Annotated in this window: 8 protein-coding genes; 4 read left to right on the top strand and 4 right to left on the bottom strand. The window is 51.7% G+C overall.

Going from position 1 to position 13,883, the window contains the following annotated elements:
* Positions 1–419: 419 nt before the first annotated feature.
* A complete protein-coding gene (locus A3848_RS18665; protein WP_074086413.1) occupies positions 420–1,460 on the top strand; it encodes a LacI family DNA-binding transcriptional regulator in 1,041 nt (346 codons plus the stop codon).
* Between the two features lie 147 nt (positions 1,461–1,607).
* Here the strand turns inward: A3848_RS18665 and A3848_RS18660 are convergent, their stop codons facing one another.
* Together A3848_RS18660 and A3848_RS18655 are read right to left on the bottom strand one after the other, a co-directional pair.
* Positions 1,608–2,741, bottom strand: a complete 1,134-nt coding sequence (locus A3848_RS18660) for a serine hydrolase domain-containing protein (RefSeq protein WP_074086441.1) — start codon at positions 2,739–2,741, stop codon at positions 1,608–1,610.
* 19 nt (positions 2,742–2,760) lie between these two features.
* Entirely contained in the window at positions 2,761–4,740 is a 1,980-nt protein-coding gene (locus A3848_RS18655; protein WP_074086412.1) for an alpha-amylase family protein, read from the bottom strand.
* 159 nt (positions 4,741–4,899) lie between these two features.
* Between A3848_RS18655 and A3848_RS18650 the strand changes: the two genes are divergently transcribed.
* Positions 4,900–5,769 (top strand): AraC family transcriptional regulator, encoded by an 870-nt coding sequence (locus tag A3848_RS18650; protein WP_074086411.1) that lies wholly within the window; start codon positions 4,900–4,902, stop codon positions 5,767–5,769.
* Positions 5,770–5,843: 74 nt separating this feature from the next.
* Here the strand turns inward: A3848_RS18650 and A3848_RS18645 are convergent, their stop codons facing one another.
* Positions 5,844–6,728: a helix-turn-helix transcriptional regulator gene (locus tag A3848_RS18645; protein ID WP_074086410.1), complete on the bottom strand. Its 885-nt coding sequence runs from the start codon at positions 6,726–6,728 to the stop codon at positions 5,844–5,846.
* Between the two features lie 109 nt (positions 6,729–6,837).
* On the opposite strand from A3848_RS18645, the gene A3848_RS18640 reads away from it, so the two are divergent.
* On the top strand, positions 6,838–7,971 hold the full coding sequence (locus tag A3848_RS18640; RefSeq protein ID WP_074086409.1) for a glycoside hydrolase family 88 protein: 1,134 nt from the start codon (positions 6,838–6,840) through the stop codon (positions 7,969–7,971).
* A 32-nt stretch (positions 7,972–8,003) separates the two neighbouring features.
* Positions 8,004–8,972, top strand: coding sequence for an alginate lyase family protein (locus tag A3848_RS18635; RefSeq protein WP_074086408.1), 969 nt, complete (start codon positions 8,004–8,006; stop codon positions 8,970–8,972).
* Positions 8,973–9,350: 378 nt separating this feature from the next.
* Here the strand turns inward: A3848_RS18635 and A3848_RS18630 are convergent, their stop codons facing one another.
* Positions 9,351–13,874: an OmpL47-type beta-barrel domain-containing protein gene (locus tag A3848_RS18630; RefSeq protein WP_074086407.1), complete on the bottom strand. Its 4,524-nt coding sequence runs from the start codon at positions 13,872–13,874 to the stop codon at positions 9,351–9,353.
* Between the last annotated feature and the right edge of the window lie 9 nt (positions 13,875–13,883).

The following is a 13,883-nucleotide window of genomic DNA, read 5'->3' as shown; positions in this document are numbered from 1 at the left end:
TTTGCAATGCCTTTGCCTCCATTCTTTTACACATTTAATTTGTGATGCACATATGAGCCCAACGTTTCAGCTGAACTTAAGTCCTGCTGCATTTACAATTTATCAGAGAGTTCACCATGCGTCAATACAATATGTAAAATTATTTTTGTTCATTTGACAATAAAAGGACTCCAAAAAGGTCCTTTTCGCATTAAAAAATTATATAAAGAGGAATTCAGGCAGTAAAAATGCAATTTTAATCACGATATACTCATAATTAGTTATTATTTTCACGTTATTTTTGAACATGGATTAGTTTACAAATGTAAAATTATTTGTTCATTTGTAAATTTGAATATTGCTATTTTTAGAAAACTATTATACATTTAAGGAAGTTAAGACGATGAAAAGAACACGACATAGAGGTGAATGTACAATACATGGCTAGAGATAGGGTAACCATACAAGACATCGCTGATGCTTTGGGAATCTCCAGAAACACGGCCTCCAAAGCCTTAAACGGAACGATAGGCATTCCCGATGAAACCAGAAATAAAGTCATTAAACAAGCGAGAGAAATGAAATACAAGCAGTTTTCCTTTATGGAGGACGAAAGCAAGTTGTCTAAGAGCTCCAGAAACATCGCTTTATTAACAGAGAACTTGCCAAACACTTCCCATTTTGGATCGACCCTGATCAGCGGTTTGGAAAAATGCATCAGCGACGAAGGGTATAATTTATCCATTCACATCATCCGGGATATCGATCAGCAATCGCTATCCCTTCCCAATAATTTTGATGTGTCCAATGTGGACGGGATCATCTGTATTGAGCTGTTCAATCTGGAATACAGCAGGCTGATTACAAGCCTTGAACTTCCAACCATCTTCATCGATTGTTCTGCTCATGTCTGCTACCCTGAATTTCAAGCGGATGTGCTGTTGATGGAGAACGAGCACAGTACTTATCTGCTTACGAGGAAGTTAATTGATGGAGGTTACAAAACGTTCGGGTTTGTCGGGGACTTTAATCATTGCCGGAGCTTTAACGAAAGATGGGTGGGGTTCAATCGCGCTTTAACGGAGGCCGGCATCCGGTTGGATCTCTCACAGTGTGTTCTGGATGAGGATCGGTACTTTTTCTCCACTCCCGGTTGGGCGGATGAAAGGCTGCAGGGTATTACCCAGCTTCCATCAGCTTTTATATGTGCCAACGATTTCATCGCCGTCAGCTTTATGAAAGCACTTAAAAATCAAAACCATTCCATTCCCGGGGATATTGTTGTCTGCGGTTTTGATAACAGTCCAGAATCAAAGATCATCGAGCCTCATCTGACCACCGTCCATATTTACAGTAACGAAATGGGGGGCACCGCTGCCCAAATGCTGCTGTCACGGATCAGTCATCCCGAACAGCCTTATCAGGTCTCTCATATCTATACAACCCCCATATTTAGAGACTCTACACCAGATATGATATAGAATGGACCGAACCCTATTTCAGGTTGAATCCCATTCTTCACTCACTAAGCAGTAGATTACAATCAAAAAGCAGCGACTCCCATAACGGCAGAGTCGCTGCTTTTTTTGACTTTTTGGTGGCTTCTTAGATCAAGAGGTGCGGTTTAGTTATAGGCAGGCGTACACGATATTTCTCAAGCGTGGATGTACAAAAGGCTCCTGGTTGTTCAGCAAATGCTGCGCATACATGACCGTCAGCTGTGAAGCCGGATCAATAATGGCCAGGCATCCTGCTGCACCGCTCCAGCCGAATTCACCGCGGGGGCTGAGCGAACCGCTCTCCGCTTGCGAGATGTGGGTTCTCACACCCAGCCCATAGCCGTAACCTTTCAACTGCTCCCAGCAAAAATCCCCGCGCATATTGCCCGCCAAATGATCGGTCCGCATCAGATCCACCGTCGCCGGGGACAGAATACGCACGCCGTCCGGGCTTGTGCCCTGATTCGTCAGCGCGTTCAAAAACAGAGCATAGTCGCTAACGGTAGACAGCAGTCCCGCCCCGCCGCTCTCATATTCGCTTCCGAGCCGGTATCCGTTCCCATCCTTGCGTACGGGCTTGCCAAGCGCATCACTATATTCGTACTGCGGGGCCAGACGGACCCGCTGCTCGTCCGAAAGATCAAAACCCGTGTCCGTCATGCCCAGCGGTCCGGTAATTTCATCCCGGATATATGTGCCGAACCGTCTGCCGTCCACAGCCTCGACGAGAGCGGCAAGGACATCATGACACAAACTGTAATTCCACCGGGTACCCGGCTCGAACTGCAGGGGCTCCTTGGCGATCGCCTCCGCGAAGGCGCGTGTCGGCATCTTCCCGTCCGTGCTTCTCACTGCATCCCGGATAGACGGAGCTTCGAGATCATAGGAGAAGCCAGCCGACATCGTGAACAGATCGCGCACGGTGATCGGCTTCACCGCCTTCTCGAATGCAAGTTCACCATCCGGCTGTCTCTTCTTCACGGTCATATCAGCGAATTCCGGCAGGTAGTCTGACAGCGGATCATTCAGATGAACGGCTCCCTTTTCAACGAGCTGAAGGGCTGCCGTACATGTCATAATCTTCGTTAGTGAGTAGAGGTTGATCAACTGCCGGTCAGTGACAGGCGTCTTCTCTTCCAGATTGGCGTAGCCCTGACGGTAACGGAAAACTGTTTCATTCCGGTGCATAACGAGCACCTCCGCCCAAGGAATACGCCAGGAAGTGATGCGGTCCATAAATGAAGCTAGAGGTTCAAAGTTCATCATTTGCCATCCTTTCAATTCAATCCGATTCATAATCGAGGACCACCATTTGATGGCCCTCCAGCACGGGTACTGTGTAACGAACAGTCCGGCCCTCACAGCTAAAAGGGAGCGGTGTCATCTGAGGTGCCAGATACACCTTGGTGACGAGGCCCTCCGTCTGAACGGAAACCTCGACATTGTATACAGGGATAATGTCCTCAATCACTTCGATGCTCTCGCCTCTGCGGACTGGTGCCGCGTACAGCAGGTGATTGACCAGGCGGTTCTCGGCCCTCTGCTCCTGCAGCGTAACAATGCCCTGCGCCGGCAGATTCGTATGCAGCGTCTTGCCGGGAAGCAGCCGATTCAGCGCGTAAAGAATCGTTTCCTTCACAATGAGGCTCCCTTTGGCAGCGTAATCTTCAAATACGTTCCACGCGATATAGATTCCATTGCCGTTCTCCACCATTCCCGGTCCTCCGCTAACATAGCTGCTAGGCGTATGCTGATGGGAGCAGAACGTAAAGCCATCGCGGTTAAAATAAGGATCTTCGCGGCGTCCAAGCTCAGTTCCGCCGTTAAGCCCGATCTTCTGTCCCTCCCCATAAAACACGAAGGAGGCCTCCTGCAGGCTTCCGGGCTTGAACAGAGGACGGAAATAATCGGGACGGAACGGATTGACTCCCGAATACTGTACTCCGAGATCCATCATGAACCGCGTCCCTTCGGGATCCAGACCGGACCAGCCCGTCGCGAGAATTTTACCGCCGCTTTGCAGGAACTGCAATAATTTGCTGCACAGCCCGTCATCCACCGCCACATAATCGGGCATAATCAACACTTTATAAGCCGTAAAATCATGCTCTTTATCGATAACATCGAACAGGATTTTCCCCTCCAGCAGAATGCGAACGGCTCCGGCATCCGATGGCGGCCTGCGCCCCTCCGTCTTTGCCTTGGGATGCACACCGGTCGACTCAAGCGACAAAAGTGCCACATCCGCTACATTCTTAGCTAGAGTACACCAGGCTTCCTTGTCCGCAACCTCGCGGTAAGCTTCTCCGATCAGGGCATAAGTGGCTTCATCCATATGGCCGTCGGGATGCAGCTGATCGCCGATCGAACATCCGGCGCCATTGGCGATGCTGAGCGCAGTTTCATAACGGAGCGCATTCGGGTGCTTATACCCGCCGAATTCCCCCCAGGACGTATGGAATTTCCCGGTCATCCCGAGAAAATCGAGACCCAGCGTCTGCGCATACCTGGCCGACAGCGGGAAATGATCATAGCCCCAGCCGCCTGTAGGCAATGATTCCAGCTCTAAATGGTCGTTCATGTATGCCAAATCGCGGCGGCCGCGCGCGATGTGTCCGCCGTTATGGAAGATCGGCAGCCCCGGCTTGATCGCCTCAACCGCTTCTTTCACTCTTGCCGTATAATTCGCGTAGGTTTTCTCCCAGAGTGTACGCATCGCCTTTTCATCCCGGGGATCAACGCCTTCCCGCCGCATGCTCTCTATACAGCTATGGCAGTAGCATTTGCGCACACCGACAATATCGAAAAACAAGCCGTCCAGATCATAGCGGGACACGACTTCACGGGTTTGTGCAATCAGGATATCCAGGTAAGGCGTGTTCATGCAGAACTGGTGATAGCCCGGTTCCATGAAGCCTTTTACCCAGTTCGTTTGGTCATTCTCATCGCGGATCAGCCACTCCGGGTGCAGTCTGGCCAGTCTTTCATCCAGTCCGGCTGACAGATATACGGGCGTCTTCACATGGATCTCATGTGCAGCCTCGATCTGGGCTCCAAGTAAATCAAAGCTCAGCCCGGGATGAATCACCCCCGCCTCCGACGGATGATAAGTCCAGCCGTGATGGCATTTAGAGAACACTGTAACGGAATCTACGCAGCCCAGCTTTAGCATCTCCTGAAACTGCTGTTGGTCAAAACGGGCTCCGATCGGCGTTATCGCTTCGGAGGTGTGATAATCGAGATGGACCTGGCGGAATCGCATATATACCCTTCCTTTCCGAATTCATATACGTTAAGTATATAAATATTCCTCTGGATCAGACAGGTTCTGTACCGACTTAAAGTAGCACATTTTCTACCTTATCGGTTTCTGGCGTGATACAATGAGGCAACGATATCAAAGGGAAAGGTGAAACCTGTGATGAACTGTCTGGAGCTTACCATCCCCCCGCTGCCGCAGCTGGTAACTATCGGCCATACCTTCTGGCCCCCGGGACAAAAGCATGAAGCCCGTTCGTTCGATGTATACGACCTGTTGTTTGTCTTGAAAGGCACCTTGTATATGATGGAAGATGATGTCCCCTACGAAATCAAAGAAGGCTCCATGCTTGTGCTGGAACCCAACCGTATGCATACCGGGTATCGTCCTTGCGAAGAAATCACCGAAATTTACTGGATTCACTTTGTCCATCCGGCGCCTGTCCGGACGATCGAAAGCGGGAAAATCCCCTGGTCCTTTCCATACGTCAAAGGAACCAATCTGGATGTGGAGCCGAACCTGCAAGTGATGTATCTTCCGAAATTCGCCACCTTGCATGTCCCTGACATCCTTCCATTCCTGGAGCGGATGATGGAGCTCCATCACAGTTTATCGCCTGCGCACTCCTTGCCGCTGCAGATGCAGCTGGCCGGCTTGCTGGTACAATTGCAGGCTGCGGCACGGCTGCAGAATGCCTCCCGCGCAAGACAGCTCTGCGATCACACCATCGCCTATCTTCAGCAGCATCTAACCCGGCCCTTCGACGCAAAGCATATGGAACAGACGCTTCATTACCGGTTCGACTATCTCGCCCGGTGCCTCAAAACGTACACGGGCATGAGTCCGCTTCAATATCTGCATGATCTGCAAATCAAGACAGCCAAATCACTGCTGGAGAACATGGAGCTGTCCGTATCCGAAGTCGGCCAGCAGGTCGGTATTGATAATCCCAATTATTTTATACGCCTGTTCCGCAAACAAACGGGAATAACGCCTGGAAAGTACCGCAATATCAGAATTGGCAAAGCCTAAAAAACAGCAGGGCATGAAATCATTCGTAGCCTGCTGTCTAAGGTTTTATAAGACCTGAGGAACGCACATGCCCGTTATTTGGCCGTATGATGAAGCGCCGAGCGGTAGTCCAGAGGTGTCATACCTTTGTGTTTTTTGAACAGCTTGCAAAAATATGGGGGGCTTAGCCTTCCGATCTCATGGGCGATTCGCTGCACCGGTTTACCGGAATTCGCGAGCAGCACGCAGGCTTCACGGATTCTTCTGGCTGTGACGTAATCCGTTAGTGTTACTCCAGTGTATTGCTTGAACAAATGGGATACATAGTAGGAAGACAGATGCAGCTCCCCGGCCAGCAGTTCCAGGCTGAAGGGCTGTCTGAAATGACTTTCGATCCAATCCATAATCGATTCAATATGGGCGGTTTTTTTGACAGACCAGCCTTCCGGTGATAGCTCCTCATATGTAATAACCGCCAGCTGGAGATGGCGCAGCAAGGAAATCAGAAACAAAATACGGGCCTCTTCCTGATCCTCCCCTGCTTCCGTCACCGCCTGAACATGGCTCTCCATCACTCCCGTCAGCTGGCTTTCTGTGAATGTGAACTTGGGTGAAGTCAGAGCTCCTTTGGACAAAAAGCGGAGAAACGCCTGAAGCTTGGGATACGGCTCCAGAAACGGCTCCAGATACCTTGGATCGAACGTCAGATTCGTCCGGACATACCGGGTATCCCTACGGCCGGGAACCTCCACCTTGTGCAGCTGGTAAGGCTGGAAGCAGAAGAGCGCTCCTCCTTCCAGTTCGTAGGATGCGCCCTCCACCTCCACAAGCCCATCCCCTTCATGGATAAATAACAATTCCAGACCTTGATGCGCATGAAATTTAAGAAAATGATCATCCAGCCACTCATCCCGGTAGGCCAGAAAAAAGCTGCTGTGACCCGGATCTACATGTTCAATATGTCCCGCCAATACGTCCACCCCCATATCTCCATAACCGCAATCTGGTTATATTTTAGCACAACAAGGAATTACTGTTCCGGATATATAATAGAGGCAGCCTTTCTATCAAAGAATGGAGGATGCCGCCATGTGGGCACAAGCCATTGAGGACGCCTTAAGTGTGATTTCACAAAATATTGACCGTTTCGGAGAGGAGTTTCCCCTCACAAGCACCCAAGGAAACCGGATCTACCGGTTAACGCCTAATAATGATTGGACCGAAGGTTTTTGGTCCGGACTTCTCTGGCTGTCTTACGAGTATACTCAGGATAGCCGTTATCGGGATGCTGCTATGAGAGCGTTGGACAACTTCCGGGAGCGTCTGGAACAGCGGGTGAACCTGGATCATCATGACATCGGATTCCTATATTCCCTCTCCACCAAAGCCCATTGGATTCTGGAAAGGGACGAAAACTCCCGGTCTGCCACTTTGCAGGCTGCGGATGTTTTGCTGGAGAGATGGCGCGACACTCCAGGAATTCTGCAAGCTTGGGGTCCTAAGGACGATCCGGAGAACGGCGGGCGTATTATCATAGATTGTCTGATGAATTTGCCTTTACTGCATTGGGCTTACCAGCAGACCGGCAGCGAATGCTACCGCCAGGCCGCCGAGAAGCAGACGGCTATCAGCCGCCGTTTTCTGGTCCGCGGAGATGACTCCACGTACCACACTTTCTATTTCGATCCGGTGACCGGGGACTCGATCCGCGGCGGCACCCACCAGGGCAGCCGGGATGGCTCGACCTGGACCCGGGGGCAAGCCTGGGGCATTTACGGATTTGCCCTTGCCTACCGTTATCTGCGGCAGCCTGAACTACTGGAAACCTCTAAGCGGTTAGCCCGCTATTTTGTGAACCGGCTCCCTGAGGATGGGGTGGTGTACTGGGACTTTGATGTACCGCAGGTGCCGGCGACTCAGCGGGACAGCTCCGCAGCAGCCATTGCCGCATCGGGAATGCTCGAGCTGGCCTCACTGCTGTCGGAACGGGACGTTGACCGGGAATGGCTGTCAGCCGCAGCCGAGCGAATCGTTGCCTCCCTGGCCGTTAACTACTCCACGAAGGATGAGCCCGCGGCCCAAGGACTCCTGAACCGTGGCTCCTACGCCGTACGGCTCGATATTTCACCCGACGATTATGTCATCTGGGGGGATTATTTCTATCTGGAGGCTCTGATGCGGCTAGAGCGCGGAGTACCCGGCTATTGGTATGAGCGCCAATGACATAAGCCCGAAAATGAAAGGATTGATGCCCGATGATCAGCCAGACGGCACAAAACCAGCTTCTGCACGTTGCAAATGAAGGGATGTCGGTCAGCTGTCACGCTGTTCCTTCATGGCATATCCCCGGCTTCTATTTCGATACGACCGGCCATCAGACAGCCAAACGGCTGATGGAGGCGGATGCCCAGTCCGCCTGCACGGCAGCGTTAGCCTACCGGTTCACGGGCGAAGCCATTTATGCGGATAAGGCAGCCGAACTGATTGATGGCTGGGCAACCGTGAATAAGGAGCTGGCCGGGGACGACGGCCCCCTTGTCTCCGCCTACCTGGGAACCGGCTTGCTTCAAGCGGCTGAGCTCATCAAGCACTATCCGGGGTGGCCCAAGGAGAATAAAGATCAATTCATCTCCTGGATGAGCGAGGTTTTCTTACCGGCATGGGTGACAATCCCGCTTAGAAACAACTGGTGGAGCTGGAGTCTTTATGCCCGGTTGTCCCTCTTCCGCTTCATGGATGACCAAGCCCGTTTTGCAGAAGCAGCGGCCCATCTCAAAGAACATATCGATAACTCTCTTGCACCTTCGGGATTGATTCCGGAAGAGACCATGCGGGGATCGAATTCAATCTGGTATCATTATTTCTCTCTCGCTCCCATCACCGCAGCCATGAAGCTGATCCATGACACAACCGGCGAAAATTTGTTCCACCGGACCTCTCCTGGCGGAGCAAACATCAAGACAGCGCTCGATACGTTATTCTATTATGCCGATGGGCACATCGAGGAGTGGCCGTACGATAAAGATCAGAAATTTCCGAAGCCGCTGGCTTCCGATTCGTGGCCGCTGGACCTATTTGAAGCCATGTCCAAGGTTTACAAGGAACCCGAATATGAACGTTTCGTCGCCCCTTATCGTCCGATAACCGGCAATAAAAATCTGAACAGCGGGTATTATCAGTCCTATGCCTGGATTTTCCCCGTGCTGCAATTCATGGATGAATAGGCAGGTGCTCCTGAGGAGCGAAGTGGAATTAGTGAACTTAATTGTGCCGGGAAGCGTTCTCACAGAGCTGTTAGGTGGAATCAGTAGACTTAAACTAGGCATATTCAGCTATAAATAGACGAATGTGCCGAATGAAGTCTACTTTTTCCAACAAGCGCTTGCGAGGAGTGGGAACGGTAGATTTAAGTTCACTTTTTCCACTTGATCCTGCCGCCAACTAGGGTTCTCCGAGGAAGAAGAGACAGAGGAAGCAAAGGTTTATCGGCAAGCAGAGGCAGTACCTTTCCCCCACGTCTCAACCAAAACGGCTGTACTGTCCAGTGAAGGACGGCACAGCCGTTTTGCTTATTCCAATTCATCCGCAGATCCAAATATGAGTTAGCCCTGCGTCCCCGCCCTTGCCAGAATATCAACCGCATCCCGCTGCAGGTAAGCCGCGGCTACAGCCTGGATATGCTTGCCGCTTTGGGCCTGCACCTGTTGGAGGAATGCTTCCACCTGGCCGTGATCGAGCTTGGTGCTCAGACTGTTTGCAATGCCATGGTTGTCTATCCAGGACATCTCTCTGAACAGGCTAACGAGTGCTTTCAGGGAGTTCATATCTGCATAGGTTGAGAAAGTCACTGTACGCTCCTGCGTATTCCCCGCCTCATCGCTGGCGGATACAGTGAAGGTGTGGGCGCCAAGACCCAGCGTATACAGCGGAACCGAAGCCCCCTGCTCTATAGCTCCACCATCCAGCAGCGCAGCGGTCTTGCTGTCGTCTACTCCGGACATAACATCGGCAGCGGTCCACGACAGGGTCAGGGTTTCCGTACCTGTGTAAGCTCTCGCAGCTGGCACTGCGACGGATACCTCAGGGGCGTTAATGTCCAGCTTGAAGCTCAAGGTTTTCGCATCCTCGCTGTTCCCGGCCCTGTCCGCTGACCGGTAAGCCACCGAATAATGACCATCCTGGCTAAAAATCAGCGGCCCCTGGTAGGGCAGCCAGGTCTCTCCGCCATTCATGCTGTATACAGTATCCGTTACGCCGGAGCCCATATCCGCAGCATTCAACTGAACCGTTACGGGGCTTACATACCAGCCGTCCGGGCCATCCGGCAGCGACGGGGTAATGACAGCCGTGGTTACCGGGGCAGTCCGGTCAATCATTGTAAACTTGACGTCGTCGAACCACAATTCACTGAAACCACCTACATAAAAACCTACCGTTCCCGTCAGATTATGCTTGGGATCAGAGCCATCCAGCCTCAGTTCACCGTTCACATATACGCGGATGCTGGCGCCATCAACCAGAATACGAAGGCTGTATTCCGTATTTGGCTGCAAATCCATAGTTGGAACATTCTTCGTTTGAAGCACCGTCCAAGTCGGGCCGTAGAGAATCCACTGTGAGGTCCCGTCCGTCAATTTCTTGTAGGCGATCTTCCCGGAATTGCCAGAGGCGGTACGGTCATACACATACAATGTGCCCGTATCGGGCATCACGGCAGGAGTTCTCAGCTTGAAGGTCAGGTCATAATCCGTGAAAAGCTTCGGATGAAGCGCGGAAGCCCCCTTCAATATTTTATACATTTTGTTTCCATTCACCGTCACGATGCTGCGATTGGGGTCCACCGGCCATCCGTTCGCCCCGGAATCGTAATCCGTAAAGTGAAGAATATCCGAAACCACAATCCGGGCAGAGGTTGTCGCCGCCGGATTGGCAGCCGAGGAAACAGTGATCACCGTCTCCCCTAAGCCCTGGGCAGTGACCGTCCCGTTCTCGCTGACAGAGGCCACCTCCGGGTGGCTGGACTGCCAGGCCACGGAACGATTCTCGGCGTCCGACGGATCGAACTGGACCTGCAGCTGCAGCTGTTCATCCATCACCATGTTAACGCTGCTCTTATCGAGCAGCAAACCGGCCACATTCTTCGTCGGTACCGTAAATCTGATATCGTCGAACAAAAGGTAGTCGAATCCGCCGGCATAGAATCCGACTTTACCGGAAGGATTAAAGGTGGGATCGTTGGCCTTCAGCTTGAGCTTGCCATCCGCATAGACACTGATCTCCTGTCCTTTGACGATAATCTTCATATTGTAGACTGTATCCGGCTGCAGATCCTGAGCAGCCAGCACATTCTGCTTCACCGTACCCCAGGCCGCATTATACAGAATCCAGGCAGAAGTTCCGTCAGCATACTTCTTGTACCCGATTCTGCCTCCGCTGCCGCTCGGATTCAGTCTGTCGAACACGTAGAACGTGGCCGACTCCGGAATCGCCGGAGGCGTCTTCAGCTTGAAGGTCAGTTCATAATTGCTGAAGTCGTTCTCATTCAGCGTCGTCGCACCTTTTAGCAGCTTATACATATGGTTGCCGCCATCGACTTCTACGATGTTCCGGTTCGAATCGCTCGGCCAGCTGTTGCGGCCGTTTTCGAAATTCGTATCATCCATAATCCCGTCACCGACTTCAACAGTCACCTGGACCTCGTCTTTGAGCAGCGGGTTGTCTTCAGAGACGGCTGTTACAACCGCACTTCCCAGATTTACACCCTTCAGCTTACCCGTCGCATCCACCTTTACCACGGAAGGATCGCTGGAGCTATACTGTAGTTTATTGTTGGTGGCATTCCAGGGAAGAACCGCCGAATTCAGGGTGTACGATTTCCCGATGCCCATGGTGAGGGTATCATCATACAATACAACACCTCGTACAGGGACCCTGTCGGGAGTCAGGTATGGGCCTATCTTGCCTACGGTGCCCATTTCGCTGAAAGGCACCGTTTGGAAGCCCGGAATCTGCTGGAACACCTCAGCGTTCGCCTTCAGATTCAGATCGCCTCCCGCCAAATTCACGAAGCCCGGATCATGGTCGGTTACCCAGTTGTTCGCATACTGGACCAGATTGAGTTTATCGTATGCTCCGTTCGCATTCGTGCCGCTTCTTGGTTTGGTTGGATTGTAGATGACATTATTCTGGAATGTGTTCGTGTCAGGATAATAGCGGTTCTCTGTGAAGAAATCCGCCAGCTCCGGATACTTGACCAGATGCGGCATGCCGGTAAAATTGTTGTATTTTTCGAACAAAGCATGCCATGGCTGCATATAGTTTTTGGAGATTTGCTGCTCGGGTCCGTCACCCAAATACATATCGGAGTAGTCATATGGAACCTTGGCATCAATAAAAAGGTTGTTCCGGGTGCGGATATGGGCACCGCCGTTATTCAGAATGGCAGAGTTGCCCATCCGGTAGAAAATATTTTTTTCGATCGTAATCCCCATAGTGAAGTTATCAGGGTACACGCCTTGAACCCCGGCCTTGCCTTCCCCTATATTGTGAAAGTAATTCCCACGGATGACCGATCCCCGTTCCTGCGGCGCAGCCCCCAGATTCATGTAGATGGCACCGAGATCTGCGAATGTTTTGCAGACATCATAGATGTTGTTGTATTCCACGACATGGTCGTTGCCAAAGATCAGAATACCGGGATGAGGGGCATCATGAATTTCATTATGGGAGATACGATTGCCTGCTCCAGTCAGAATCACAGCAGGGTTATACGCTTTATGGTAATAGGCAAAATCATGGATGTGGCTGTTCTCGACCACATTATTGCCTGGCGCAAGCGTCAGCCGGTCTCCGCCATTCAGAATCACTCCTGTCCCCCCGACATGATGAATATGCGTGCTGACGACAGCATGGTTAACCCCTGTCCCCTTCGCAAAGTCATTGTACAGCCAGCGGCTCTGGGTATTGATCCGTACACCACCTTCGGTGAAATTACGGATTTCGCAATGCACGAGCCGGACACCGTCACCGCCCATGATCACTGCTCCTGAATCCCGGCCATTCTCCAGAATCAGGTCCTCAAAGGTGACATGAGATGTATTAACGGTGCTGATCATTGGAGTCTTAAGCATGGAGACGGTAATTTCGGGGTTGTTCTCCCCGAAGGCGGCTGTAGGCATGAAGTACAGAATACCTTGGGTCCGGTCGATATAATACTCCCCGGGCATATCGATCTCTTCCAACAGATTCTGGGCGAAATGGAAGTCAGGATACCAGGTCTTCATAAGACCGCTCATTTCCCCGTAAGCTAATGTGATGGACTTGTTAACCGTATCAATAGAGGCGATTTTGTTGTACGACCATTCCCAGCTATAGCCGAAGATCCCGTCGAGCCAAATATCATCTGCCTGGGTCCAAAGCTCAGGCCGCTCATAGGTGTAGGTGAAGGTACCTCCGCGGGTCTGCAGATCGGCATCCTTGCGGGTCGGCCCCGGGTCAATAATATTGCCCATCTGGACTGTACCTTTGTTGGGCCATCTGGCCAGAGTCATCCCTTCACCTTCGATGTACAGCTCCATCGGCGGAGTCTGGCTGACATCGTTGGCTTTGTAGTAGCCATGACGGCTCATAACTCCATAATCAGAGATGCCATGGCTCATCAGATCTACCTGAAGAACCTTCGATCTTGCACCGGTGCTGATGATCCGGTTCAGAACCGTCGGGTCCGTCACCGGGGTGAACCAACTCTTCTTCAGCTCTTGGCCACCGCTCAGCCGGACGGATTCGCCCGGATAAGCCTTGTAGGTAACCGGTTTGTCTGCCGTCCCGGAATCCTGCTCTTCCAGCAGGAAGCTTCCGGTCCGGTTGTATATTCCGCCCCTCAGATATACGGTAACACCGCCTTCAGGCAATCCTCCGCCCTGCTTAAGCTGGCGTATGGCATCTCTGGCCTTTTCCAGGGTAAGGAAGGGACTTCCCACTGTTCCCGGATTGGAATCGCTTCCATTTTCAGATACATAATAGACTGCTTCGGAACTGTGTGACTCCTCTGCCTGAATCGCCGCGGCCGGGAAACATCCTACTATTAATGCAATGATCGATAAGACAATAAACGTTCTTCTTCCCATGTTATATGA

This window comes from Paenibacillus sp. P32E (genome assembly GCF_001909085.1).
Taxonomy (GTDB): Bacteria; Bacillota; Bacilli; order Paenibacillales; family Paenibacillaceae; genus Paenibacillus_AQ; species Paenibacillus_AQ helianthi.
The sequence above is the reverse complement of the archived record's forward strand: the minus strand, read 5'-3'. Positions and strand labels throughout refer to the sequence as shown.